Genomic DNA, 24,541 nt, shown 5'->3' with positions numbered 1-24,541 from the left:
TGTCCGGCGTCGAGGGCGAATTTTCCCTGTTTCCGCAGTTCAGAAGCGCTTGATATCGTTTCGGAGTCGATTCGTTACACCGTTGTTATGTGGCGGGGATCACTACGAATTTGTGCAGCGGCTCACGCGTAAATGGCGGGGAAACGGATCTCGGTGGTGTAAGTCGATGCCCTGCAATGCAAGAGCGCCCTGCGCGCAGTCGTGCTGCGCGCAGGGCGCTCGGGCAAGTGTGGGGTGCGGATCAGAGGTACTGACCGCAGACCGGCCAGGCGCCGGGTCCCTGGGTCGCCAGGACGTTCTCGGCGACGGCGATCTGCTCCTCGCGTGAGGCGTTCGCCGGCGAGCCGGAGCCGCCGTTCGCCGCCCAGGTGCTATCGGTGAACTGCAGGCCGCCCGAGAAGCCGTTTCCGGTGTCGGCGGCCCAGTTGCCGCTGCTCTCGCAAGCCGCGACGGCGTCCCAGTCTCCGGAAGCGGCCGAAGCGGTGCCGGTGCTCAGGCCGAGCGGCACTCCGATGACTGCTCCGGTGAGTGCGACTGCGCCCATGGTCCGCTTGACGATGCTGGAATTGATCATGTGGTTGGTTCCTCTCCGCGCCTGCCGACGAGGTGGTCGTGTGGTGACGGCTGGTGTGCCGACCCGGTGGTCGATCTGTCCTCGTCCTGCCCCTCGAGGTGTCGGGATTCCGGATCCCGCTGGGGCAGGTCGAGCTGCGGCGGGTCGGCGTTGCCCGTTGGTTTCGGGCTGGCAACGAACGTACGCGGCGATCACGGAATGGTCACGGGCCGATTTTCTGTGACGGGCGTCCAAATACTGGGATGAACGCACCGTGTTTTCGCAGGTCGACCGACAAATTGCAGGTTGCGAAAACGTTACAGATATTCCCGAAATTGTGACGCAGGTCATAACTTTTAGGTAACGGATGTGACTCGGGTGGTGCTGAAAGGTTGCTGCACGGCCTCTTTTCGGGCGATTTGCAATCCGTTCGTTCGCTCGTGTAACTTTGTTCATGCAGCGCGGGGTGGAGCAGCTCGGTAGCTCGCTGGGCTCATAACCCAGAGGTCGCAGGTTCAAATCCTGTCCCCGCTACCACCGAAGAACCGGTGTCCTGGAATCCAGGGCACCGGTTCTTTTTTGTTTCCGTATTCGGTTCGGTGGGCAGGCGACGGAACGCCGAGTGGGATGCAGGCCGGTGGATCAGCCCTCCGTGACGTCCATCTCGATCAGGACGCGGCGCAGCAACTTGCCGGTCGCGTTGCGGGGAAGTTCCTCGATGAAGATGATCTCGCGGGGCACCTTGTACCGCGCCAGGTTCGACTTGACGTGCGCCTTCATTTCTTCGGCGTCCTTCGCGGACCCGGGGGCGGGCACGACGAAAGCCCTGAGGCGATGGCCGAACTCGGAGTCCTCGACACCGATCACGGCGGCCTCGAGCACATCCTCGCGGTCGGCGAGCAGGTTCTCGACCTCGAGCGGGTAGACGTTCTCGCCGCCGGACACGATCATGTCGTCGTCGCGGCCGTCCACGAAGAGCAGGCCGTTGAGGTCGAAGTGCCCGACGTCACCGGTCGACAGCAGGCCGTTGATGCGTTCCTTGTCGCGACCGTCCGTATAACCCGAGAAGCTGAGACCGCTGGCGACGAAGATGCGTCCGACGGTCTCGGGTTCGGTGATCCGTCGACCCGACTCGTCGTACAACTCCACGTGGCACGTGACGGGGGCCCTTCCGGCGGTGCCCGGCGCCAGTTCGAGATCGGCGGGGGTCGCGACGGTGGCGACGGCGACCTCGGTGGAGCCGTACAGGTTGTGGAGCACCTTGCCGAACGCCGCGGTGGTGCGCTTGCAGAGGTCGGGGGAGAGCGCAGACCCGGCCGCGAAGATGATCGTCAGGCTCGACGTGTCGTACTTCGCCAAGGTCTCCGGTCCGAGATCTATGATGCGCTGCAGCATGGTGGGAACGACGACCAGTGTGTCGCAGCGGTGCTTCTCGACCAGGCGAATCGTGTTCTCCGGATCGAACTTCCGATGCATCACCACGGTCTGGCCAAGTGCCAGCGCGAGCGCGAACTGGGAGACTCCGGTCCCGTGGAACGCGGGGGCCGCCATCATCATCGTCTGGCCGCGACGCAGCGGAACCCGGTCGAGGAACTGCGCCGACGCGAGCGGCGACGTGTGTCCGCGGGGAGCGCCCTTCGGTGTGCCGGTGGTGCCGCTGGTGAGAAGGACGAATCCGCCCAGCGTGGACGGCGCGGGCCGCGAACTTCGGTCCCGGCCCTCCATCACGTCGTCGAGTGTGCGGACCCGGGACGTCGAATCTTCCTCCGCCCACGAGCGATAGACGATCACCTCGTCCGGGAGGGCCTCGGCGACCGCGTGGAATTCGTCGTCGTACACGAAGGCCTGCACCTGTTCGCGGGCGGCGACGTCGACGAGTTGGGGCCGGGCGAAACCGGTGTTCATCAGCACCAGTTTGGTGCCGTTCTTGGCGGCGGCGAGCATCGTGAGCACCAGGCCACGATGATTGCGGCACATACATCCCATGACGGAACCGGGAGTGATGCCGTCGGCCTGCCACGCCCGCACCAGGGCGTTGGACTGTTCCTCGATGTCGGCGTAGGTGAGGGGGCCGCGCTCGTCGACGATGGCCACCGCATCCAGGCCTGCTTCGGCGTTCGCGTGGACCGGGCCCGCGAACGGGCCGTACTTCCGCACCGCCAGAATGGAGCGGACGCCCTGGTCGACGCGGGGAAACGGAACGAGGCCTGCGCGGTTCATCACCCGCACAGCTCCCACGGTGTCCGTCAGCTTGGTGAGAACGTGCTGCACTGACATGTCGAACCCTTCGGATAGGCGGGACCGCGTCACAGTCAGGGTAGAGGACCGCGGCACCGGTGCCGGTCGTAACCGAAAGTCACCGGAATGCCTCGCCGGGGGCCAGTTCGACGGCCCGCAGGCCGGCCGCGTCCGCGCGACGGACGAACTCGCCGCCGGGGCCGTGGAACCGGCGTGGCCGCACCGCGTCCATTCCGATCGGCCACAGCGTGCCGAAGTGGATCGGGATCGACACGTCGGCGGCCACCGACCTCGCCGCGGCGGCCGCCGATTCCGGATCCATGTGTCCCGGTCCGAGATTCGGCCCCCACCCGCCGACCGGCAGCAGCGCGACGTCGCAGCGCGGAACCCACTCCGCCATCGCGGGATCGAGTGCGGTGTCGCCGGCGAAGTACGTGCTCGCCGCGCCGTCGACGACGTAGCCCAGCGCCTGCGCTCGCTGCGGGCCACGGCGCCACCGCCGGCCGTCGTGCACGGCGGGCACCGCGCGCACGGTCACCGAACCGAGTCGCACGTCCTGCCCGGCCGACACCTCTATCAGCCGGTCGCCGAACACCCGCAGTCCCGCAAACGCGTCCACGGCGCCGCGGGGAACGACGATCGGAACATCGGCCTCGATCAGGGCGAGCGAGGGCAGGTGGGTGTGGTCGGCGTGGAGATGGGAGAGCAACACGGCGTCCGGCCGCACCGGGTCGGCCATCGGGTCCGGGCCGCGGCGACGCCGCAGGTGAGCCACCCGTGCCGTCAGCACCGGATCCGTGAGGATCGTCGTCCCGCTGTCCGTGATCTCGACCGTCGCATGCCCCCGCCACCGGATGCGCACCCCTGCGTTCTCGGTCATGGCGGCCCCGTTCGCTCGTCGCGGTGACGCCGCTGCGCTGAGTTCCGCCGCGCCACTCCCTGTCAGACCTTACGATCCCCCAGAAGGGAGGTCTGCGATGCGCTCTCTGGGCTCGGCGGCCAGGACGGTCACCGAATTTCTCGTGCTGTGGCTCGTCTCCGCCGTCGCGCTGGTCCTGACCGACCTGATCCTGCCGGGGGTCCGGCTGCATCCGGCGCCTGCGGGCGGACCCTTCGACACCATCCCGGCGGCGCTGTTCCTCGCCCTGGTGTACGGACTGCTGTCGGTCACCCTGTGGCCGTTGCTGGTGCGCGCGATGTTGTGGGTGGGTCCGGCGCTGCTGTTCCTGGGTGTCTTCGCCGGGAACTGGCTGATCATGGTGCTCGCGGTGCGGGTCGTGCCGGTCGCCACCACGGAACGGGTCGCCGACGTGCTGGTGCTTGCTCTGGTGATGTCGGTCGTCGGTTCCGGTGTTGCCGGTGCCATCGCGGCCCGGCGCGACGATACGTACCGATTGATGCTGGTGCGCCGCAACCGGTCCCGACTGCGGCGCCGCGGGGCTGCGGACGCGGCGCCGGGGGCGCCCGGACTGCTCTGCATCCAGATCGACGGCCTCGGCCACGCGGTGCTGCAACGCGCGATCCGCGACGGCGTCACCCCGCATCTCGCCGGGCTCGTGCACCGCGGCTCCCACGTCCTGACGCCCTGGCACACCGACTGGAGCAGCCAGACCGGTGCGAGCCAGCTCGGGATCCTGCACGGTGACAACCACAACGTGCCCGCGTTCCGGTGGTACGACAAGTCCCGCGGCACCGTCGCCGTCTTCAGCAATCCCGCCGACAACGCCGCCCGCGAACTCGAGCGTGCGCACCGGCCCGGTCTGCTCACCGGTGGCGCGAGCCGCGGCAACCTGGTCACCGGCGGCGCCGACGACAACGTTCTCGTGGTGAGCCGTATGCGAGGCGCCCGGATGGGCGGCAGGGCAACCGGATACGCCGACTACTTCGTCGACCCGGCGAGCGCCGTGCGCACCGCGGTACGGCTCGTCGCCGAGGTGCTGCGGGAGAACGTGCAGGCGTACCGGCAACGCCGCGCCGACGTTACGCCCCGCGTCCGGCGGGGCGGGCTGTATCCGCTGGTCCGCGCGTTCACGACCGTCGTCGAGACGGACGTCGTCGTCGCCGCGGTCATCGGCGATCTCATCGCGGGCCGCAGCCCCGTGTACGTCGACCTGGTCGGGTACGACGAGGTCGCCCACCATTCCGGCGTCGAACGCCCCGAGACGCGCAAGGTCCTGCGCACCCTCGACGACGAGATCGGGATGATCGCCGCCGTCGCCGCTCAGGCGGGCAGGCCGTACCGCATCGTCGTGCTGTCGGATCACGGGCAGAGTCAGGGGGCGACCTTCCGCGACCGCTACGGCAAGGGCCTGGAGGACGTCGTGCTCGACGCCTGCCACGCACCGGATCGCGGTGAGGGCGATTCCGTGACGCTCGGCAGCCGAGGTCGCGGCGCCGAGGGCCTCGGCTATGCCGAGGCCAGCCTCCGGTCGGAAGCTGCCCCCGACGTCGCCGTCACCCCGGGCGAGAATCCGGTGGTTCTCGCGTCGGGCAATCTCGGGCTGGTCAGCTTCCCTCTGGTGCCGGGCCGGGCCACCCGCGAATGGATCGACGCCCGGTACCCGGACCTGATTCCGGCGCTCGTCACACATCCCGGTATCGGGTTCGTGCTCGTGGCCCGCGGCGACGGCGGCTCGGTCGTGCTCGGGTCTGCCGGCAGCGTCGACGTCGGCACCGGTGAGGTCGACGGCGTCGATCCGCTCGCCGACTTCGGGCCGGGCGCCCTCGACCGGGTTCGCCGCACGGACACGTTCGACAACGTCGCCGACCTGATGGTGGGCGGGCAGTACTGGCCGGAGACCCGGGAGGTCGCCGCGTTCGAAGATCAGGTCGGATCGCACGGCGGGCTCGGTGGACCCCAGAACACGCCGTTCCTGCTGTATCCCGCCGACCTGCCCGCGCCACCGAACCCTCTGCAGGGCGCCGAAGCGGTGCACGAGGTGCTCGTCCGGTGGCGCGATCTCGCGTGAATCCCGTTCCCGCACGACATGAGCCGTGCGCGGGTGCTACTTCAGCTCGGCCGACGACTTCCCGAGCAGACGGCGGGCCACGATCAGCTGCTGGATCTGCTGCGTCCCCTCGAAGATGTCGAGGATCTTCGAGTCGCGTGCCCACTTCTCGAGCAGCGGGCGCTCCGAGTATCCCAAGGTGCCCGCGAGTTCGACGGCCTTGAGGGAGATGGCGGTTCCGGTGCGGCCTGCCTTCGCCTTCGACATCGACGCCTCGAGCGAGTTCGGCTTCTTGTTGTCCGCCATCCACGTTGCCCGCAGAGCGAGCAGGTAGGCGGCTTCCCAGTCGGCCTCGAGCTGCAGGAACTCGGCGGCGGCCGCGTGCTGGTTGTACGCGGGGGTGTCGTAGGAGATCTCCACGCCGGCGTCGGAGAGGATGCGGCGCAGTTCCTCGAGCGCGGCACGGCCCAGGCCGACCGCCATACCGGCGACGATCGGGCGAGTGTTGTCGAACGTCTGCATGACGCCGGCAAAGCCCTTCTCGACGTTGACCTCCGGCGTGCCGAGCAGGTTGTCCTTCGGGATCCGGCAGTCCTGCAGCAGCAGCACTGCGGTGTCGGACGCCTTGACGCCCAGCTTGTGCTCGAGCCGGGCGACGCTCAGGCCCGGCGCGTCGCGCGGGACGACGAACGACTTGATCGCGGCGCGGCCCTTGGTCTTGTCGACGGTGGCCCACACGACGATGTGGGTGGACCGCTCTCCGGCGGTGACGAAGATCTTCTCACCGTTGAGGACGTATTCGTCGCCGTCGAGGACCGCGGTGGTGGTGACGGCGGCGGAGTCGGAGCCGAAACCGGCTTCGGTGATGGCCATCGACGCCCACACCTTGCCGAAACGCTCGAGCTGCTCGTCGGTGGCGACCGCCGCGATGGCCGAGTTGCCGAGGCCCTGGTACGGGATCGCCAGTGTGAGACCCACGTCGCCCCAGCAGGTTTCGATGACGTTCATCAGCGAGGACATGTTGCCCCCGTTGACGTTCCCGATGACCTTCGGTTCGTCGCCGCGTCCGAGGGCGGCGCCCGCCGCGCCCTTACCGGAGTCGTTGAGACCCTCCACCATGGCGGCCATGGTGTCGAGTTCCTTGGGGTAGGCGTGCTCCGCCAGATCGTACTTGCGGGAGATCGGCCGGAAGATTTCTGCCGCAACCTGATGCGCCTGGTTCGCGGAGGCTTTGAGCTTCTTGGGAAGTTCGAGGTTGATCATGACTGTTTCCTTAGTTCGAATCCGGCCGCTCAGATCAGGACGATGCCCTCGGCGACGCCGATGGCGCGCAGATCGCGGTACCAGCGCTCCACGGGATGTTCCTTGGTGTAACCGTGGCCACCGAGCAGCTGGACGCCGTCGAGACCGATCTGCATGCCCTTCTCGGACGCCAGCTTTCGGGCGAGGGCCGATTCGCGGGCGAAGGACAGCCCCTGCTCGGCGCGGGAGGCGCCGCGCAACGTGACCAGGCGCAGGCCGTCGAGTTCGATGCCGATGTTCGCGACCATGAAGGCGACCGCCTGACGGTTGCTGATCGGCTCACCGAACGCGACGCGCTCGTTGACGTACGGAATCACGTAGTCGAGAACGGCCTGACCGGTGCCGACCGCGAGCGACGCCCAGCCGAGGCGGGCCAGCCGGATGGCGTCGGCGTATTCGGCTTTCCGCGCGTCGGCGTCGGCGGCGCCGAGCAGACCCGACTCGGGCACGGCGACGTCGGTGAGGTTGAGCCGGCCGAGTCCCGCGGCGCGCAGGCCCATGCTCGGGTCCGCCTCGACGACGAGTCCCTTGGTGTCGGCCTCGACGATGAAGAAGGACGGCTTGCCGTCTAGTTCCGCCGCCACGATGAACAGCTCCGACGAGGCGGCGGCGGGAACGAGGCTCTTGACGCCGTTGAGCTTGTAGCCGCTGGGGGAGCGGACCGCCTTGGTCTGCAACGCGAACGGATCGAACAGTGCGCGGGGCTCGTTGACGACCACGGCTGCGTTCGGGACCTGCTCGCCCGTGAACGAGGGCAGGTAGGTCTTCTGCTGGGAGTCGGTGCCCCACTGGGTGAGGGCGACGGCGACGCCGCTCGGCGCGAGGATCGGCAGCGCGAGCCCCATGTCGCCGTGGGCGAGGGCCTCGGCGACGAGGGAGTTGGTGACGGCCCCGCGCTCGCTGGCGGCCCCGTCGAGTTCTTCGGGAACGTTGATCAGGGTGATGCCGAGTTCGGCGGCGCGTTTCACGAGATCGGCCGGTGCGGCGGCGGCAGCGTCGGCATCGTGGCCGGCGGGCCGCAGGATCTCGGCGGCGAACTCGCGCACGGTCTCGACGATCATCTGCTGCTCGTCGCTCGGGGTGAGGTCGAAGTAGCCCGCCTTGGCGGTCGGGTTGTCGGGGAGACGCTTCGGTGCGCCGCCGCCGGACACCTTCTGGAATCCGCGGGTCGCGGCGCCGAGGGTCTTGAAACCGGTCTTCGTGCCTTCGTAGGTCACCCGGTCGATCGTCTGGCGCAGGTTGTACTTCTCGGCCAGGTCGGATCCGGTGATCTTGGTCAGCACGCGCATCGCGGCACCCATGGCGTCGCGCTTGACGGGATTCAGACCGACGGCGGACGTATCGCGGGGGTTCCGCTTCGCTCTGCCGTTGGGGGCAACAGTGTCTTGCTTGCTCATGATCACCAGCTGTTTCTCGGTGTTCGGGCGTGGACGCGATTTATCTTACTCAGCAGTAAGGTGGGTGTCTACTATCGAGTAAGTTCCGGTGCCCGCGAGCGCCCGCCGCGCCGGGTTCGAGCCCGATTTTCGGGGGGCAGGCAGCAGACATGCGAAAACCGCCCTCCTCGGGGGACGAGGAGGGCGGGGCCGGGCTCCTTCGCGGAGGCCTGGAAAGGGCTGTGTGTCTGTATTACTGCATCAGCGCAGTCGGGACAGCGCCTCGTCGTGCAGCAGGGTGTTGGTGGCCAGCGCGCTGCCGCCGTGCGGGCCGTCGGCGCCGGCGAGGTTGGTGAACCGGCCGCCGGCCTCGCGCACCAGGACGTCGAGGGGCGCGAGATCCCACAACGACACCTCGGGCTCGGCGGCGATGTCGACGGCGCCCTCGGCGAGCAGGCAGTAGGAGAAGAAGTCACCGAATCCGCGGACCCGCCACACGTCGTCGGTGAGGGCGAGGAACTGCTCGCGGATGCCGAGTTCCTTCCACCCGGACAGGCTCGAGAACGTGAGGCTGGCCGAACCCAGCCGGTCGACGGCCGAGACGGCGAGGCGAGTGGGCTCGGAGCCGTCGAACGTCGACCAGGCGCCGCGACCCGATGCCGCCCACCAGCGGCGCGCGAGTGCCGGGGCGCTCACGACGCCGACGGTGGGAACGCCGTCCTCGAGCAGCGCGATCAGCGTGGCCCAGATGGGGACGCCCCGCACGAAGTTCTTGGTGCCGTCGATCGGGTCGACCACCCACTGCCGTCCCGAGAACTGGGCGTCGCCGCCGAACTCCTCACCGAGGACGGCGTCGGCGGGCCGCTCGGATTCCAGCGTCGCCCGGACCGCCCGTTCCACGGCCAGGTCCGCGTCCGTGACCGGGGTGAGGTCGGGTTTGTCGTCCACCGACAGGTCGAGTGCCCCGAAGCGGGCCTTCGTGATCGCGTCCGCCTCGTCGGCGATTCGGAGGGCGAGCTGCAGGTCGGCGTCGAGGTCGGTCACGGTCGCACAGATTACTCGTACCGCACCGGTCCGAGCTCAATCGATCTTCACTTCGGCGAGCTTGCCGGTGGCGACGTCGAAGACGAACCCGCGCAGGGACGTGGTCGCCGCGACGAAGGGACTGGCCTGGATGCGGCGCAGCGACTGCCGGACGTCCTCGTCGAGGTCGGGGAACGCCTCGGCCGACCAGGCGGGTTTGATCCCGACCTCGTCCTGGATGGCCTTCTTGAAGTCGTCGTCGGTGAACGTGAGCATCCCGCAGTCCGTGTGGTGGATGAGGATGATCTCGGTGGTGCCGAGCAGTCGCTGGCTGATGGCGAGCGACCGGATCTCGTCGTCCGTCACCACCCCGCCGGCATTACGGATGACGTGCGCCTCACCTTCCTGAAGACCGAGGATCCGGTAGACGTCCAGACGTGCGTCCATGCAGGCGAGGACCGCGACGTGCTTGCTCGGGGGCAGGGGGAGCGGCCCGGTGAATCCGGCGGCGTACTCCTCGTTGTTCTTCAGGTACTGGTCGGTCACGGTCATTCTCGACTCCGTCCGGGATGGCGGTACGAACAAGTGCGTACCCGTGCATGCAACAAGGCGCTTCGGGGGTCCGCAAGGCTTTCACACAGCGTGATCGGAAGGGGTGACTTCGGCCGCAGCGAAGGGGTGACAGGGCGCCTGTCCGCACCCGGTAACCTTGGGAACCGTGCATCCCGACGTATCCGCAGACCTGAGCGAGCTCGACACCACCCTCCGCACCGTCGAATCGGTGCTGGACGTGGAGGAGTTGCGCCGCCGCATCGACGAGCTCGAACACCAGGCTGCCGATCCGGAGCTGTGGAACGACCAGGAGCACGCCCAGCAGGTCACCAGCCAGCTGTCGCACTCCCAGGCCGAACTGCGCCGCGTCGAGGAACTGCGCTCGCGGCTCGACGACATGCCGGTGCTGTACGAACTCGCCGAGGACGAGGGCGCGGAGGCCATCGCGGACGCCGACGCCGAGCGGCACAGCCTGCGCGAGGACATCGCGGCGATGGAAGTCAAGACGATGCTTTCCGGCGAATACGACGAGCGTGACGCGCTGGTCAACATCCGCTCCGGCGCCGGTGGCGTCGACGCCGCCGACTGGGCCGAGATGCTGATGCGCATGTACATCCGCTGGGCCGAGAAGCACGGTTACGGCGTCGAGGTCTACGACACGTCCTACGCGGAAGAGGCCGGCATCAAGAGCGCGACGTTCGCGGTCAAGGCGCCGTACAGCTACGGAACCCTGTCCGTCGAGATGGGCACGCACCGGCTGGTCCGGATCAGCCCGTTCGACAACCAGGGTCGCCGCCAGACGTCGTTCGCCGAGGTCGAGGTCCTGCCCGTGGTCGAGACCACCGACCACATCGACGTCAACGAGAACGACGTCCGCGTCGACGTGTACCGCTCGTCGGGCCCCGGCGGGCAGTCCGTCAACACCACCGACTCCGCGGTCCGGTTGACGCACATCCCGACCGGCATCGTCGTGACGTGTCAGAACGAGAAGTCGCAGCTGCAGAACAAGGTGTCGGCGATGCGCGTCCTGCAGGCCAAGCTGCTCGAGGTGAAGCGCAAGGAGGAGCGCGCCGAGATGGATGCGCTCAAGGGCGACGGCGGCAGTTCCTGGGGCAACCAGATGCGGTCGTACGTGCTGCACCCGTACCAGATGGTCAAGGACCTGCGCACCGAGTACGAGGTCAACAACCCGTCGGCGGTGCTCGACGGTGACATCGACGGTTTCCTCGAATCCGGCATCCGGTGGCGGATGCGCGAGAGTCAGGCGTCCTGATAGCGATGGAAGCGGCAGCGGCAGTGTTCGCTCCCACCCAGAACCTCCTCGACTGGCTCTCGTCGACGGGGCTTGCGGTGTCCCTCACCGTCCTCGGAGCGATCCTGATGGCGCGGTTCGTCAATTGGGGCGGCAGCAAGGTCACCGACCGGATCGACAGCAACTACATGCAGGGCGACGCCCTCGTGCGGTCCGAGGCGACCAAGCACCGGCACTCGGTGGCGCAGGTGATCACGTGGGTGATCATCACCATCATCTACGTGATCGCGACGATGAAGGTGCTCGACCAGCTGAGCTTGCCGATCGGCAGCCTGGTGGCCCCGGCCACCGTACTCGGCGCGGCGCTCGGTTTCGGTGCGCAGCGCGTCGTGCAGGACATCCTCGCGGGCTTCTTCATCATCACCGAACGCCAGTACGGGTTCGGTGACACGGTGCAGCTCGCGGTGACGGGGTCGTCGGAGGACGCCGAGGGCGTGATCGAGGACGTCACGCTCCGGGTCACCCGGATGCGGAACTCGGACGGTGAGGTCATCACCGTGCCCAACGGTCAGATCGTGAAGGCGATCAACCTGTCCAAGGACTGGGCGCGTGCCGTGATCGACGTCCCGGTCCCGGCCACGTCGGACATCAACCGCGTCAACGAGGTGCTCCACCAGGTCGGTGTCGAGGCCTTCGCGGATCGCGGACTGAAGAAACTACTGCTCGACGAGCCGACAGTGATGGGAGTGGAGAGTCTGACGGTCGACGAGGTCAGCGTCCGCGTCGTGGCGCGGACCCTGCCGGGTAAGCAGTTCCAGGTCGGACGCGCACTGCGCGTGCGCATCGCCACCGCGATGAGACGGCAGGGCATCACCGTCGAACCGGACCTCCAGACGGTCCGGGCAGCGGAGGGCGAGGGATGACCGACGAACCCCGGCGCGGACTGGACCGGATTCTGCACTCCTCGTTCATTCCCGCCAAGATTCTCGGCGGCCGGGTGCGGACGTCGACACTCGTGCTGTGCATCCTGTGGGTGGTGCTGTACACGCTGTACACGTACCTCAACCCCGCCGAAGAGGTGGTCCAGGGGCCGGTCGCTCCGGCTGTCGTCCCCACCCGGGAGGCGCCGATCCAGGAGACCACGCCGCCGGCGTCGGAGTACGAGACGACGATCGAGTCGACGACGGAGACGACCACGACCACCGAGTCGACACCCGAGCCGACGCCGGAGCAGACGGCGCCCACCGGGACCGGTCAGGTGACGTCGACGCCGACGCTGCCGTTCGGGATTCCCAACCCGTTCCCGCCACCGCCGACGACCACGCCACCGACCACGTCTTCCGTCCCGACGACCACGGCGACACCGCAGCCCGGGCGCTGACGCCCGCGCGTCGCTCCATTTGGTCACTGTTCGATAACGTCTAGACTGGCTCCTCGTGATCAGCGTCGAGAATGTGTCGAAGTCGTACAAGACCTCCACGAGGCCCGCCCTGGACAAGGTGAGCGTCGAGGTGGACAAGGGCGAGTTCGTCTTCCTGATCGGCCCGTCGGGCTCGGGAAAGTCGACGTTCATGCGCCTGCTCCTCAAGGAGGAGTCGCCGACGTCGGGTGACATTCACATCGCGGATTTCCATGTCAACAAGCTGTCCGCCCGGCGTGTGCCGAAGCTGCGGCAGAGCATGGGCGTCGTCTTCCAGGACTTCCGGCTCCTGCAGCAGAAGACCGTGTCCGAGAACGTGGCGTTCGCGCTCGAGGTGATCGGCAAGCCGCGCGCGATGATCTCCCGGACCGTCCCGGAGGTGCTCGAGATGGTCGGGCTGTCCGGGAAAGCGGACCGCCTCCCCACCGAACTGTCCGGTGGTGAGCAGCAGCGCGTCGCCATCGCCCGGGCGTTCGTGAACCGGCCGCTGGTGCTGCTGTGCGACGAGCCCACCGGCAACCTCGACCCGGAGACCAGCCAGGACATCATGCTGCTGCTCGAACGGATCAACCGCACCGGAACGACGGTGGTGATGGCCACCCACGACCATCACATCGTCGACTCGATGCGCCGTCGCGTGGTGGAACTGGACCTCGGCAGAGTGGTGCGCGACGAGGCTCGGGGTGTGTACGGCGTGGGGCGTTAGCCGCCCTCCCTGCATTCCAAGCCTCAGTACTGTCCCCAAGTCTCCTACGAAGGACTCTGATTCCCCGATGCGTGCCAGTTTCATTTTCAGTGAGGTCCTGACCGGACTCCGCCGCAACGTCACCATGACCATCGCGATGATCCTCACCACCGCGATCTCCCTCGGCCTGTTCGGGAGCGGGTTGCTGGTGGTGCAGATGGCCGGCAAGACCCAGCAGATCTTCCTGGACCGCGTCGAGGTGCAGATATTCCTGACCGACGACATCTCCACGTCCGACCCGGGCTGTGAGGGGGAGATCTGCAAGTCGCTGCGCACGGAACTGGAGGACACGCCGTCGGTGGTGTCGGTGGAGTACCTCAACCGGGACGACGCGGTGAAGGACGCGACGGAGCGGGTGTTCAAGGATCAGCCCGAACTCGCCGCACTCGTCAGCCCCGACAGCTTCCCCGCCTCGTTCAAGGTCAAGCTCAGCGACCCCGAGCGGTTCGGCGTGATCAACGAGAACTTCGGCACCCGGCCGGGCGTCGAGAGTGTCCTCAACCAGCGAGAACTGGTGGAGCGGCTCTTCAGCGTCCTCAACGGGGTGCGCAACGCCGCGTTCGCGATCGCGATCGTGCAGGCCGTGGCGGCAATTCTCCTGATCGCGAACATGGTTCAGATCGCGGCCTTCACCCGTCGCACCGAGGTCGGCATCATGCGGTTGGTCGGTGCCACCCGCTGGTACACGCAGTTGCCGTTCCTGCTCGAGGCGGTGGTCGCCGCGCTGGTGGGTGCCGTCCTCGCCATCGTCGGCCTGTTCACGGCGAAGAACATGTTCATCGACGACGTGCTCGCGGACGTGTACGAGGCCAACATCGTGGCGCGGATCTCCAACAGCGACGTGCTGTTCGTGGCGCCGGTGCTGGTGCTGGTGGGCGTCGGCATGGCGGCCGTCACCGCGTACGTGACCCTGCGCTTGTACGTCCGCGAATAATTCGGTTTGCGCCTTCTCCTATGCTGGAGGATACGAACTGTTCACCTCGGACATCGCGGACTGAAAGGCCCGGAACGTGAAGGAAAAGGGCCGCAAGGTCATTGCGACCAACCGCAAGGCGCGTCACAACTACACCATTCTCGACGTCTACGAGGCGGGGATCGCCCTCGTCGGTACCGAGGTGAAGAGTCTGCGCGAGGGCAAGGCGTCGCTGGTCGACGCGTTCGCCACCGTCGACGACGGGGAAGTGTGGCTGCGCTCCCTGCACATCCCCGAGTACACGCAGGGCACGTGGACCAACCACTCGCCGCGCCGCACCCGGAAGCTGCTGCTGCACAAGCGGGAGATCGAGCACCTCGTCGGCAAGACCCGCGAGGGCAACCAGACCCTGGTTCCCCTGTCGATGTACTTCTCCGACGGCAAGGTCAAGGTGGAGCTCGCGCTCGCCAAGGGCAAGCAGGACTACGACAAGCGCCAGGACCTGGCCAGGCGGACCGCCGAGCGTGAGGTGACCCGCGAACTCGGACGCCGAGTCAAGGGCATGCGCTGACGTCCATCCTGCTCGCGCTCGTGGCCGCGATCGGTTACGGCGTGAGCGATTTCGTCGGGGGAGTCGCATCCCGCAGGGTGGCCGCGCTGCGCGTCGTCATCGTGTCGTACCCGCTGTCCCTGCTGATCGTGCTCGTGATCGCCCCGTTCGCCGGAGGCACCCTCACGTCGTCCTCCCTCGTGTGGGGCGCGGTGGCGGGAGTGGCAGGCGGCGTGGCGGTCTGGTGGTTCTATCTCGCGTTGGCGTCGGGACCGATGTCGGTGGTGTCGCCGCTGACGGCGGTGCTGGTCGCCGGTATTCCGGTGTTGATCGGGCTCGCGTTCGGCGAGCGGCCCGGGCCCGTCGCGTACATCGGGATCGTGGTGGCCCTCGTCGCCGTCGTCCTCGTCAGCCGGGAATCGCCCGACGAGACCGCGGGCGAGGTGGCAGGCGGCAGGGTGCTGCGCTTCACCCGCACCGTGGCGCTGCTCACCGTCGGATCCGGCATCGCTTTCGCGCTGTCCTTCGTCTCGCTGCACCAGATCGGCGACGAGGGCGGGATGTGGGCGCTCGCCGTGTCCCGTGCCGCGGCGACCGCGGTGGTGTGGCTCGTCGCCCTGGCCGCCGGCCACTTCGTGCCGCCGCACGGCGAACCCCTCAAACTCGCCGTGTACGTGAGTTTCCTCGACGTTCTGGCCAACGCCGCGATGATGTACGCGTTCCAGGGCGGGCTGCTGTCGCTCGTCAGCGTCATCGGGTCGCTGTACCCCGCGGCCACCGTGCTGCTGGCGATGGTGATGCTCGGCGAACGGGTGAGCAGAATGCAGCAGGCGGGGATGCTCCTCGCCCTCGCCGCCGTCGGAATGATCGCCGTGGCCAGCTGAAATACGCCCGTCGACACTCCCGGAGAAAACCGGGATGAATCCGGGCGGGGTTCGCGTTACACTAGGTGGCCCCGCGAGACTCGTGGGGCACGTACGGGGCTGAACGGTTTCGACTGCGTACGTTGAGGTAGGGGAAGCGTGTCGGTGCAGGCAAGAGACCACCGTAAGCGTCGCTGCAAACATATAAGCGCCGATTCCAATCAGCGCGACTACGCACTCGCTGCCTAAGTAGCGACTGCGTGTCTGTCAGTCCGGGTTCGCCCTCGGTCCGGGTACTGGCATCAGCTAGAGGGCTTTACCGTTCGACTCGGTCGCGGAGTCGAAGGGGACAACCAACAGCGACTGGGATCGTCATCCTGGCTTGTTTGCGAGACTGGGAGATCCAAGTAGAGACATAGCAAACTGCACACGGAGAAGCCCTAGCTTTGCTGCGGAGGACCCGGGTTCAATTCCCGGCAGCTCCACGAAGTCCGGGCCGGACACCACCAGGTGTTCCGGCCCGGATTTTTTTGTGCGCACCGGAGTTCGACCATCCCGGTGGGCCGCCGTGTCACGATGTGTGCCGTGTCCCTGACGAAACCGGTGGCCGTGGTCGCGCTGGGCGGTGCGGTCGGCGCGAGTACGAGATTCCTCCTGTCCGAGCTGTGGCCGGGGATCTGGACCATCCTCGTGATCAACGTGATCGGGTCGCTGCTGCTCGGCTACCTCGCCGAGACGGTCGGACCGGACCGGTTGTCGCGGCTGTTCCTGGGAGTCGGCGTCCTCGGCGGTTTCACCACGTTCTCGACCTTCGCCGTCGACACGGTGCGGGAGGACGCGGTGACCGCGACCCTCTACGTCGTGGCCACCCTCGTCCCCGCCCTGCTCGCGGCGCGGCTGGGGATGCTCGTCGGTCACCGCCACCGGCTGGCGCGGAAGGCGGCCGCATGACAGTCCTCCTCGTGGCGCTCGGTGGCGCGCTCGGTGCGACGACGCGGTACCTCGCCGGCCGGTACGTCGACTCGTACCGCAGTTTCCCGGTGGCCACCTTCCTCGTGAACGTCGCCGGGTGCCTGATCCTCGGGCTGCTGTCGGGGGCGTCGATGTCCGCGCAGACGTTCGCGTTGCTGGGCACCGGCTTCTGCGGCGGACTGACCACGTACTCGACGTTCGCTGTGGAATCGGTGGGACTGCTGCGGATCCGGCTGGCGCTCACATCCGTCGTCTACACGGTCGCGAGTGTGGCGGCCGGTCTGGCCGTCGCTTGGCTGGGGTTCCGATTGACGTCTTGAGGGCAGACTCCGGCGCGAGGGTGCAGGATGGGTTGGAGCCGAGTTCGATCCCGAAACGTTTCCAGGAGGTCTCGTGGCGCACGACAGGGCGGGTCAGGTGGCACTGCCGGAGGATCTCGTAGACATCGCGCACCTGGTGACCGCGTACTACAGCGGCGTGCCCGACCCCGAGAACCCATTGCAGCAGGTGCTGTTCGGGACGTCCGGCCACCGCGGGTCGAGCCTGGACACCGCGTTCAACGAGGCGCACATCCTCGCCACCACCCAGGCCATCGTCGAGTACCGGGCGTCGCAGGGCATCGACGGACCCCTGTTCCTCGGGCGCGACACCCACGCACTGTCCGAGCCGGCGTGGACGTCGGCGCTCGAGGTGCTGGCCGCGAACGACGTGACGGTGCTGATCGATTCGCGGGACCGCTACACGCCGACTCCCGCGGTCAGCCACGCGATTCTCCGCTACAACCGCAGCGGCCCGGAGTCGCGGGCCGACGGCATCGTCGTGACCCCGTCGCACAACCCACCTCGCGACGGCGGCTTCAAATACAACCCGCCGCACGGTGGTCCCGCCGGCTCCGACGCGACGACGATCATCGCCGACCGGGCGAACGAGCTACTCCGGCGGGACCTCTCGGGGGTGCGGCGAGTCTCGGCGGCCCGGGCGATCGCGCGGGCCGAGCGGTACGACTTCCTCCGCTTCTACATCGACGACCTGCCGAGCGTTCTCGATCTCGACGCAATCCGGAGTGCCGGAGTGCGGATCGGCGCCGACCCGCTGGGCGGCGCAAGCGTCGACTACTGGGGCGCGATCGCCGACATCCACCGGCTCGACCTCGAGGTCGTCAACCCGCTCGTCGACGCCACGTGGCGGTTCATGACTCTCGACACCGACGGCAAGATCCGCATGGACTGCTCGTCGCCGAACGCCATGGCCTCACTGATCGGAGCCCGGGACCGGTTCGACATCTCCACCGGCAACGACGCCGACGCGGACCGGCACGGAATCGTCACTCCCGATGCGGGACTGATGAATCCCAACCACTACCTCGCGGTCGCCATCGACTACCTGTTCTCGCACCGAAAAGGGTGGGGCTCGAGTGTGAAGGTGGGCAAGACGCTGGTCAGTTCGTCGATGATCGACCGCGTGGTCGGAAGCCTCGGCCGTGAACTGCTCGAGGTCCCGGTGGGATTCAAGTGGTTCGTCCCCGGCCTGCTCGAGGGTTCGCTCGGTTTCGGCGGCGAGGAGAGCGCGGGTGCGTCGTTCCTGCGCCACGACGGCGAGGTGTGGACCACCGACAAGGACGGGATCATCCTGGCCCTGCTCGCCTCGGAGATGACGGCGGTGACGGGAAAGACACCGTCGGTGCGGTACCGGGAACTGACGGAGCAGTTCGGCAGTCCCGCCTACGCCCGCATCGACGCCCCCGCCACCCGGGAGCAGAAGGCGGTGCTGGCGAAACTGTCCCCCGAACAGGTGTCGGCCACCGAACTGGCGGGGGAGCCGATCACCGCGACGCTGACGAGCGCCCCGGGCAACGGGGCGGCTCTCGGCGGGCTGAAGGTCACCACCGAATCGGCGTGGTTCGCGGCGCGGCCGTCGGGCACCGAGGACGTCTACAAGATCTACGCCGAATCGTTCCAGGGCCCGGATCATCTCGCGCAGGTGCAGGCGGCGGCCAAGGAACTGGTGGCCGACGTCCTGAAGTAGGTGTTCGGCGGGGTAGGTGCTGCCGCGGAAGCGGGGGCACCTACCATCGGATTCAACTATGAACACTCGCGCAGCCGGGCTGCCCGCCGGGCGCAGCCCGCGGCTCCCTTCGGAAATCTGGGTGCTGGTCTCGGCCAGCTTCGTCATCGCACTCGGATTCGGGATCGTCGCACCCGCCCTCCCGCAGTTCGCCCGCAGCTTCGACGTGAGCGTGACGGCGGCCACCGTCGTGATCTCGTCGTTCGCGTTCATGCGTCTGATCTTCGCCCCGGTCAGCGGCCGGCTCGTGCAGAAACTGGGGGAGCGGCCCGTCTACATCACCGGGCTCCTGATCGTCGCGGCCTCGACCGCCGCCTGCGCGGTCGCGGGCGACTACTGGCAGTTGCTGCTCTTCCGCGCACTCGGGGGGATCGGCTCGACGATGTTCACGGTGTCGTCGATGGGCCTGGTGATCCGCATCGCACCGGTGGACAGCCGCGGTCGCGTGTCCGGGCTCTACGCGACGAGCTTCCTGATGGGATCGATCTCCGGACCCCTCGTAGGCGGGTTGCTCGTCGGATTCGGGCTCCGGGTTCCGTTCGTCATCTACGCGATCGCCCTCGTCGTCGCTGCGGCTGTCGTCTTCGTGAGCCTGCGGGGTTCGCACCTGACGGCGCCCGACGCCACCGCCTCCGGTGCCGCCATGACGCTGCGGGAGGCACTCGGGCAGCCCGTGTACCGGGCCGCGCTCGGCTCCAATTTCGCGTTCGGTGGTGTGATCTTCGGGGTCCGGGTGGCGATGGTGCCGCTGTTCGTCGTCGAGGCGCTGCACCGCGACGCAGCCCTCGCCGGTATCGCCCTCACCGTGTTCGCCGTCGGCAACGCGCTCGTCCTCATCGTGTCCGGGCGACTGTCGGACGTCTACGGCCGGAAGCTGTTCGTCCTGCTCGGACTGCTGGTGTGCGGCGCCAGCACCGTCGGAATGGGGCTCAGCGAGAACCTGCTGGTGTTCCTCGTGCTGTCCGGCATCGCGGGCATCGGTTCGGGCGTGATGAGCCCCGCGCAGCAGGCCGCGGTCGCCGACGTCGTGGGCGCCAAGTCCCGCGGCGGCCCCGTGCTGGCCGCGTTCCAGATGGTCGCGGACGTCGGCGGGGTCCTCGGCCCGGTCGGCGCGGGCCTGCTCGCCCAGCATCTGTCGTACGCGGTCGCGTTCGGTGTCACCGGAGGGGTCATGCTCCTCGCCGCGATCGGCTGGCTGCTGGTCCCGAACAAGGCGGCGCCCAAGGTGTCGGTCGAGGCGGTCTGACCGGCGTCTTCGGTACGCTCGTCCGGGTGTGGATCAAGGTCGTCTCCCTGCTCGCCCGGCTGTCTCTCGCCGCCGTCTGGCTGGTCTCCGGCGCACTGAAAGTCGCCGATCCCGCCCAGACGATCATCGCGGTCCGGGCCTACCAGCTACTGCCCGAAGACCTCGTCCGGCCGGTCGCCAACACGCTGCCGTTCTTCGAGATCGCCCTGGGTCTGCTCCTGCTGATCGGGCTCGCCGTCCGCGCCACGGCCTCGGTGTCCGCGGTGCTCCTGCTCGTCCTCATCGGCGTGATCGTCTCCGTGTGGGCCCGCGGGCTGTCCATCGACTGCGGATGCTTCGGCGGCGGCGGTGCGGCCGACGTGAACGGGTGGGACTACGCCGAGGAAATCCTCCGGGATGTGGGCTTCCTCGCACTGGCCGTGTGGCTGATCGTGTTCCCCCGTTCCCCGTTCGCGCTGGGGCTCCGCTCCCGCACCCCTTTCTCAGTGACCCCTCAGCAGACGATGGCAGAGTAAGCATTCGGTAAATCGATCCGACGTCGAAGGACTGCATCCACGTGAGCTCGAAGAACAAGTACAACCCGCAGCCGGAATCCAGCCGGTCCACCTACATTCTCGGTGGGCTCGCCGTACTGGTCATCGCCGTACTCGTCATCGGGGGTGTGATCTGGCAGAGCAACCGCAGCAAGCCGCGCAACGACGGTTACGGCGGGGTCCAGAACTCCGAGGTCCAGGTGGCGTTGCAGGCCGACGGTGTCGTGCTCCTCGGCAAGCCGGACGCGGCGACCACGGTCGACCTGTTCGAAGATCCCATGTGCCCGTACTGCGCCGAACTCGAGAACAAGAACGGCCAGGAACTCGCGCAGTCCATCGACGACGGCAAGGTGGCCGTCCGCTACCACGTCCTGAACTTCCTCAACCGGCTCTCGGCCAGCGGCGACTATTCCACCCGCGCCGTCGCGGCGTCCGAGTGCGTCGCCGAAACCGGTGACGCCGTGGCGTATTCGGCGTTCCATGCGGCGCTGTTCTCGCCGGCGAACCAGCCGAAGGAGAACGGCAGCTCCGATCACACCAACGAGGAACTCGCGCAGATCGCCCGCGACGCCGGAGCGTCCGACGCAGCCGCCGAGTGCATCACCACCGGGGCGAAGGTCGAGCAGGCGGGTGCGCACGCCGAGGCGGGCCGTCAGGCCCTCGCCGCGAGTGGTGCCACCGGCACGCCCGCCGTGGTCAAGGACGGCACCGTGATCGACGCGCTGTCCAACGAGAACTGGGTGTCGCAGCTGTAGGCGGCTCCGCCGCCCGTGCGTGGTTGTCGAGTGTCTGGACTCGTTAACCACGCACGGGCGCGAAGCGCCTCTGACCAGGCGATTTGTTGGCCCGGTCGGCAATGGTGTAACTTTCTTCGAGCACGGAGGAAGTCGTTCCGAGTGCGGAGAACAACCGAATACGGGGCTATGGCGCAGCTGGTAGCGCACCACACTGGCAGTGTGGGGGTCAGGGGTTCGAGTCCCCTTAGCTCCACTTTCGAGAGAAGCCTCTCATCCGCAGACGATGCGGGTGGGAGGCTTTCCTCATTCATCCCTCTTGTCCCGGTGGGACACTGGCGTCATGACATTCACTGTGACGCATCGCTCATTCGACCAATTGGCGGAGTTCGCCGTCACCGACTTCGGCGACGACGACAGCTACAGCATCCACGAGTCCGGGGCGCTCGTCATCGTCCGCGCCGCGCGGGAGCTGATCTACGCCCCCGGGAGCTGGTTCCTGGTGGAGCGGGAGGACGGCCAGGAGGACGGTTCGCCCGGCAACTACATGTGACGGTTCCGGCAGTCGGTTCGATTCGCACATGTGTTCGATCGCCGGGTAGATTCGACGTGTGGCCGCCCGAACCGAGACCGCGCCGGGGTGCTGCCCGAACGGGCACCCACTGGCCGCCAATACGTGCCTGGTGGGGTGGGAGGTGTGCGGGTGTGCGACGTCCAACAATGGCGGGCACCGCACCCATTTCTGCCGGCGATGCGGCGCCACTGTCCGGACTCCGCCGTGCAGCGGCGCTTCCGGCGACGGTCGGTGAGCGGACTGTTATCGGATCGGCTGCCGCGCGGCCGTGGGGTTGCCCCAGATCGTGTCGGACACGTCCTGGAGCACGAGGGCGACCAGCCGCTCGGTGCCTGCGGTGAACGTGGACGCCGCGACGAGCACCCAGATCCAGTGGCCCTCCCGGTGCCGGATCCGCAGATGTGCTGTCGCGCTGGGGCTTTCCTGGCTCAGGACCCGGGCGAGCATGGTGCCCCACAGCGCGGCGTCGTCGGGGTGGAACAGTTGCTCGTGGTCGAGGTCCGCGAATTCTTCGGCGTCGTAGCCGATCAGGGCCGCGCACGCGGGGTTGCTGAACACGACGTTTCGTTCGCGGTCGTGAACGCTGATCGCGTGAGGAATGGACTCCATCAACGCAGCGAATCCGTCGCTATCCAGTTGTTTCACTGTTCCCCCCTCGGGCTTCTTCGATGGCGCCCACATAGTACGCCGCACCCCGCATATTCGTGCGGTGATTCAGTTAACGAACAGCAACTTCGACCGCGGACGCGCTCCGCGGGGATAGGGTGACGGGATGCGGTTCGTCACCATCGTCCAGGCCTCCGCGTTCGTCCCGGTGTGGCTGCGGGTCCTGCTGCTGATGGCCGCGGGAGCGAAAGTGTGGGGAGCCGGCATCTACTCGGGCTGCTATTTCGGCAGCAAGGACGTCACCATGGGGCTGGGGACGTTCGTCAACCGCGGAGTCCTGTTCGACGGCACCGCGCCCATCACGCTCGGCAGGCAGGTCGCCGTCGGGCACCGCGTCCAGTTCGTCACGAGCACCCACGAGATCGGGCCGAGTTCCGGGCGGGCCGGGCGAGGGTTCGACCGCCCGATCGTGGTCGGCGACGGGTGCTGGGTCGGCGCGGGCGCGATCATCCTTCCCGGAGTGACGGTGGGCGAAGGGTGCGTAATCGGGGCCGGCGCCGTGGTCACCCGCGACTGCGAGCCGAACGGGCTCTACGCGGGGTTGCCTGCGCGTCGGGTCCGCGACCTCGACTCCGTGCCGTCCGGTCGCTGAAAGCCGGTCCTGCGTTCGACGGCCACCGCGCGATTCACGCCGTCGAGAAACCGTGCAATGGTGTCCCTTTCGGCGGTGTCGAAGTCGGTGAGGACGGCGGCCGTCCGGTCGATGAGCGGCCCGAAGAAGGTCTGACCGAGGTCGACGGCCCGGGAGGTGACCGCGAGCAACGACCTGCGGCGGTCGTCGGCGTCCCGGTCGCGGCGGATCAGGCCTGCCTTCTCCATGCGGTCGAGCAGGGCGGTGACCGACGCGGAGTTGATGCCGAGTTGACCTCCGAGCCATCCGGGTGTGGCGGCGAGGCCTGCCCGGTCGGCGTCGAGGATGCAGATCAGGGCGCGGAGATCGGTGGTGTGCAGTCCGTGCAGTTGCGCGAATTCGGCTCCGAGCAGGTTCAGTTCGACTGCGAGTGCGCGCAGTCGGTGCACGGTCTGTGCGCCTTCGTCCGGGTTCACGCTCTGCAATCTACTGCGGGCTTTCCTTCGATTGTCTAGTATCTCGATCATCGAGATATTTTGAGGAGGATGCGATGACGGCAGTCGGCGACTTCGTCCGCGCCTACGACTCGCTGCTGGCCGAATGGCCGGTGGACGTCACCCCCGTGGAGGTCCCGACGCGGTTCGGGCCCACCCGGGTGAATGTGTGCGGATCCGAGTCGGGGACGCCGCTGGTGCTGCTTCCCGGTGGAGGGGCGACGTCGACGGTGTGGATCGCCAACGTCGCGGCGCTCGCCCGCAGTCACCGGGTGTTCGCGGTGGACGTCATGGGCGACGTTGGGCGCAGTGTGAACGACGGTGCACCGCTGCGCACGGTCCCGGACCTGTTCGAGTGGCTGGACGCGGTGCTCGACCACCTCGGGGTGACGGCGCCTGCGGTGGTCGGCCATTCGTACGGCGCGATGATCGCGCTCGCCTACGCGCTGAGCGACTCCCGCCGGGTCGACCGTTTGGTGCTGCTCGACCCGACGTCCTGTTTTGCGGGCCTGAGCGCGCGGTACCTGCTCCATGCGGTGCCCGTGCTGATCCGGCCGACGGAGAGACGGCAGCGGCGCCTGATCCGCTGGGAGACGGCGGGCGCCGGAGTCGACCCGCGGTGGCTCGGCGTCACCGCGCTCGGGGCGGCCGCGTTCGGCCGCACCACGCTCGCCGTGCCGCCGCGTCCTACGGCCGCCGCGCTGGCGGGCCTGACCGTCCCCACGACGGTGGTGCTCGCGGGTGACAGCCGGGCGCACGACGCGGGCAGGGTCGCGGACAACGTCCGGCGGCTGTTCCCGTCGGCCACGGTCACCACGATCCCCGGAGTCACCCACCACGCGCTGCCGATGGCGACCGCCGCCGACGTGGACGGGGCGATCCTCGCCGCGGTCGGCTGACGCGCGCCCGGGTGCCGGGCGTTAGGATGGGCGCCCGGTAGCTCGTCGAGGTC

Annotated in this window: 26 protein-coding genes, 2 tRNA genes and 1 other RNA gene; 20 read left to right on the top strand and 9 right to left on the bottom strand. The window is 68.0% G+C overall.

Annotated features, from left to right (window positions below):
* Nucleotides 1-241: 241 nt before the first annotated feature.
* Entirely contained in the window at nucleotides 242-574 is a 333-nt protein-coding gene (locus JWS13_RS09200) for a transglycosylase family protein (RefSeq protein ID WP_124390333.1), read from the bottom strand.
* Between the two features lie 439 nt (nucleotides 575-1,013).
* Here JWS13_RS09200 and JWS13_RS09195 point away from each other — a divergent pair.
* Nucleotides 1,014-1,090: transfer RNA gene (locus tag JWS13_RS09195), tRNA-Met, on the top strand.
* A gap of 105 nt (nucleotides 1,091-1,195) precedes the next feature.
* On the opposite strand, the gene JWS13_RS09190 is transcribed toward JWS13_RS09195, so the two are convergent.
* Nucleotides 1,196-2,830: an acyl-CoA synthetase gene (locus JWS13_RS09190; RefSeq protein ID WP_206005354.1), complete on the bottom strand. Its 1,635-nt coding sequence runs from the start codon at nucleotides 2,828-2,830 to the stop codon at nucleotides 1,196-1,198.
* A gap of 79 nt (nucleotides 2,831-2,909) precedes the next feature.
* Nucleotides 2,910-3,671, bottom strand: a complete 762-nt coding sequence (locus JWS13_RS09185; protein ID WP_206005353.1) for an MBL fold metallo-hydrolase — start codon at nucleotides 3,669-3,671, stop codon at nucleotides 2,910-2,912.
* A 97-nt stretch (nucleotides 3,672-3,768) separates the two neighbouring features.
* Here JWS13_RS09185 and JWS13_RS09180 point away from each other — a divergent pair, with 97 nt between their 5' ends.
* Nucleotides 3,769-5,760 (top strand): phage holin family protein, encoded by a 1,992-nt coding sequence (locus JWS13_RS09180; protein WP_206005352.1) that lies wholly within the window; start codon nucleotides 3,769-3,771, stop codon nucleotides 5,758-5,760.
* A gap of 36 nt (nucleotides 5,761-5,796) precedes the next feature.
* On the opposite strand, the gene JWS13_RS09175 is transcribed toward JWS13_RS09180, so the two are convergent.
* The 4 genes from JWS13_RS09175 to JWS13_RS09160 all read right to left on the bottom strand — a co-directional run bounded on the left by JWS13_RS09175 (nucleotide 5,797) and on the right by JWS13_RS09160 (nucleotide 9,992).
* Nucleotides 5,797-7,002 carry an acyl-CoA dehydrogenase family protein gene (locus JWS13_RS09175; RefSeq protein WP_206005351.1) on the bottom strand — a complete coding sequence of 402 codons (1,206 nt, stop codon included), beginning with the start codon at nucleotides 7,000-7,002 and terminating at the stop codon, nucleotides 5,797-5,799.
* A 29-nt stretch (nucleotides 7,003-7,031) separates the two neighbouring features.
* Nucleotides 7,032-8,444 (bottom strand): acyl-CoA dehydrogenase family protein, encoded by a 1,413-nt coding sequence (locus JWS13_RS09170; protein ID WP_206005350.1) that lies wholly within the window; start codon nucleotides 8,442-8,444, stop codon nucleotides 7,032-7,034.
* A 234-nt stretch (nucleotides 8,445-8,678) separates the two neighbouring features.
* Nucleotides 8,679-9,461: a histidinol-phosphatase gene (gene hisN, locus JWS13_RS09165; RefSeq protein ID WP_206005349.1), complete on the bottom strand. Its 783-nt coding sequence runs from the start codon at nucleotides 9,459-9,461 to the stop codon at nucleotides 8,679-8,681.
* 36 nt (nucleotides 9,462-9,497) lie between these two features.
* Nucleotides 9,498-9,992 (bottom strand): beta-class carbonic anhydrase, encoded by a 495-nt coding sequence (locus JWS13_RS09160; protein ID WP_206005348.1) that lies wholly within the window; start codon nucleotides 9,990-9,992, stop codon nucleotides 9,498-9,500.
* Nucleotides 9,993-10,158: 166 nt separating this feature from the next.
* Between JWS13_RS09160 and prfB the strand changes: the two genes are divergently transcribed.
* The 16 genes from prfB to JWS13_RS09080 all read left to right on the top strand — a co-directional run bounded on the left by prfB (nucleotide 10,159) and on the right by JWS13_RS09080 (nucleotide 21,837).
* Nucleotides 10,159-11,265, top strand: a complete 1,107-nt coding sequence (prfB, locus tag JWS13_RS09155; RefSeq protein ID WP_072937793.1) for a peptide chain release factor 2 — start codon at nucleotides 10,159-10,161, stop codon at nucleotides 11,263-11,265.
* A 5-nt stretch (nucleotides 11,266-11,270) separates the two neighbouring features.
* Nucleotides 11,271-12,167 (top strand): mechanosensitive ion channel family protein, encoded by an 897-nt coding sequence (locus JWS13_RS09150; RefSeq protein ID WP_087556640.1) that lies wholly within the window; start codon nucleotides 11,271-11,273, stop codon nucleotides 12,165-12,167.
* Nucleotides 12,164-12,625, top strand: a complete 462-nt coding sequence (locus tag JWS13_RS09145) for an Rv3103c transmembrane domain-containing protein (protein WP_206005347.1) — start codon at nucleotides 12,164-12,166, stop codon at nucleotides 12,623-12,625. The genes JWS13_RS09150 and JWS13_RS09145 overlap by 4 nt, the downstream gene beginning before the upstream one ends.
* 55 nt (nucleotides 12,626-12,680) lie before the next feature.
* A complete protein-coding gene (gene ftsE, locus JWS13_RS09140) occupies nucleotides 12,681-13,370 on the top strand; it encodes a cell division ATP-binding protein FtsE (RefSeq protein WP_206005346.1) in 690 nt (229 codons plus the stop codon).
* A 67-nt stretch (nucleotides 13,371-13,437) separates the two neighbouring features.
* Nucleotides 13,438-14,343: a permease-like cell division protein FtsX gene (gene ftsX, locus JWS13_RS09135; protein WP_206005345.1), complete on the top strand. Its 906-nt coding sequence runs from the start codon at nucleotides 13,438-13,440 to the stop codon at nucleotides 14,341-14,343.
* Between the two features lie 76 nt (nucleotides 14,344-14,419).
* Nucleotides 14,420-14,893, top strand: coding sequence for an SsrA-binding protein SmpB (gene smpB / locus JWS13_RS09130; RefSeq protein ID WP_015890164.1), 474 nt, complete (start codon nucleotides 14,420-14,422; stop codon nucleotides 14,891-14,893).
* A gap of 8 nt (nucleotides 14,894-14,901) precedes the next feature.
* Nucleotides 14,902-15,756, top strand: a complete 855-nt coding sequence (locus tag JWS13_RS09125) for a DMT family transporter (RefSeq protein WP_206011551.1) — start codon at nucleotides 14,902-14,904, stop codon at nucleotides 15,754-15,756.
* A gap of 95 nt (nucleotides 15,757-15,851) precedes the next feature.
* Nucleotides 15,852-16,223, top strand: a transfer-messenger RNA (tmRNA) gene (ssrA, locus tag JWS13_RS09120).
* Nucleotides 16,224-16,311: 88 nt separating this feature from the next.
* Entirely contained in the window at nucleotides 16,312-16,686 is a 375-nt protein-coding gene (locus JWS13_RS09115; protein WP_206005344.1) for a fluoride efflux transporter FluC, read from the top strand.
* Entirely contained in the window at nucleotides 16,683-17,027 is a 345-nt protein-coding gene (crcB, locus tag JWS13_RS09110; protein ID WP_206005343.1) for a fluoride efflux transporter CrcB, read from the top strand. Before JWS13_RS09115 ends, crcB begins: the two co-directional genes overlap by 4 nt.
* A gap of 73 nt (nucleotides 17,028-17,100) precedes the next feature.
* Nucleotides 17,101-18,732, top strand: a complete 1,632-nt coding sequence (pgm, locus tag JWS13_RS09105) for a phosphoglucomutase (alpha-D-glucose-1,6-bisphosphate-dependent) (protein WP_206005342.1) — start codon at nucleotides 17,101-17,103, stop codon at nucleotides 18,730-18,732.
* Between the two features lie 58 nt (nucleotides 18,733-18,790).
* Nucleotides 18,791-20,017: an MFS transporter gene (locus JWS13_RS09100; protein ID WP_087556633.1), complete on the top strand. Its 1,227-nt coding sequence runs from the start codon at nucleotides 18,791-18,793 to the stop codon at nucleotides 20,015-20,017.
* Nucleotides 20,018-20,043: 26 nt separating this feature from the next.
* Nucleotides 20,044-20,532 (top strand): MauE/DoxX family redox-associated membrane protein, encoded by a 489-nt coding sequence (locus JWS13_RS09095; protein WP_206005341.1) that lies wholly within the window; start codon nucleotides 20,044-20,046, stop codon nucleotides 20,530-20,532.
* A gap of 41 nt (nucleotides 20,533-20,573) precedes the next feature.
* A complete protein-coding gene (locus tag JWS13_RS09090) occupies nucleotides 20,574-21,305 on the top strand; it encodes a DsbA family protein (protein ID WP_160095936.1) in 732 nt (243 codons plus the stop codon).
* Between the two features lie 162 nt (nucleotides 21,306-21,467).
* A tRNA-Ala gene (locus JWS13_RS09085) sits at nucleotides 21,468-21,540 on the top strand.
* Nucleotides 21,541-21,627: 87 nt separating this feature from the next.
* Nucleotides 21,628-21,837 carry a hypothetical protein gene (locus JWS13_RS09080; RefSeq protein ID WP_011598322.1) on the top strand — a complete coding sequence of 70 codons (210 nt, stop codon included), beginning with the start codon at nucleotides 21,628-21,630 and terminating at the stop codon, nucleotides 21,835-21,837.
* 264 nt (nucleotides 21,838-22,101) lie between these two features.
* Here the strand turns inward: JWS13_RS09080 and JWS13_RS09075 are convergent, their stop codons facing one another.
* A complete protein-coding gene (locus JWS13_RS09075) occupies nucleotides 22,102-22,503 on the bottom strand; it encodes a PAS domain S-box protein (RefSeq protein ID WP_225857933.1) in 402 nt (133 codons plus the stop codon).
* 127 nt (nucleotides 22,504-22,630) lie between these two features.
* On the opposite strand from JWS13_RS09075, the gene JWS13_RS09070 reads away from it, so the two are divergent.
* The gene (locus tag JWS13_RS09070; protein WP_206005340.1) at nucleotides 22,631-23,116 is read left to right on the top strand and encodes an acyltransferase; all 486 of its coding nucleotides are present in this window, start codon (nucleotides 22,631-22,633) and stop codon (nucleotides 23,114-23,116) included.
* Here JWS13_RS09070 and JWS13_RS09065 read toward each other — a convergent pair.
* The gene (locus JWS13_RS09065) at nucleotides 23,056-23,580 is read right to left on the bottom strand and encodes a MarR family winged helix-turn-helix transcriptional regulator (protein ID WP_206011550.1); all 525 of its coding nucleotides are present in this window, start codon (nucleotides 23,578-23,580) and stop codon (nucleotides 23,056-23,058) included. The two genes, JWS13_RS09070 and JWS13_RS09065, sit on opposite strands and share 61 nt — an antisense overlap.
* Before the next feature lie 65 nt (nucleotides 23,581-23,645).
* Between JWS13_RS09065 and JWS13_RS09060 the strand changes: the two genes are divergently transcribed.
* Nucleotides 23,646-24,488 (top strand): alpha/beta fold hydrolase, encoded by an 843-nt coding sequence (locus tag JWS13_RS09060; protein ID WP_206005339.1) that lies wholly within the window; start codon nucleotides 23,646-23,648, stop codon nucleotides 24,486-24,488.
* The last annotated feature ends 53 nt before the right edge of the window (nucleotides 24,489-24,541 follow it).

The organism is Rhodococcus pseudokoreensis, assembly GCF_017068395.1.
Lineage (GTDB): Bacteria > Actinomycetota > Actinomycetes > Mycobacteriales > Mycobacteriaceae > Rhodococcus_F > Rhodococcus_F pseudokoreensis.
This window is presented reverse-complemented; position numbering and strand designations above follow the sequence as displayed.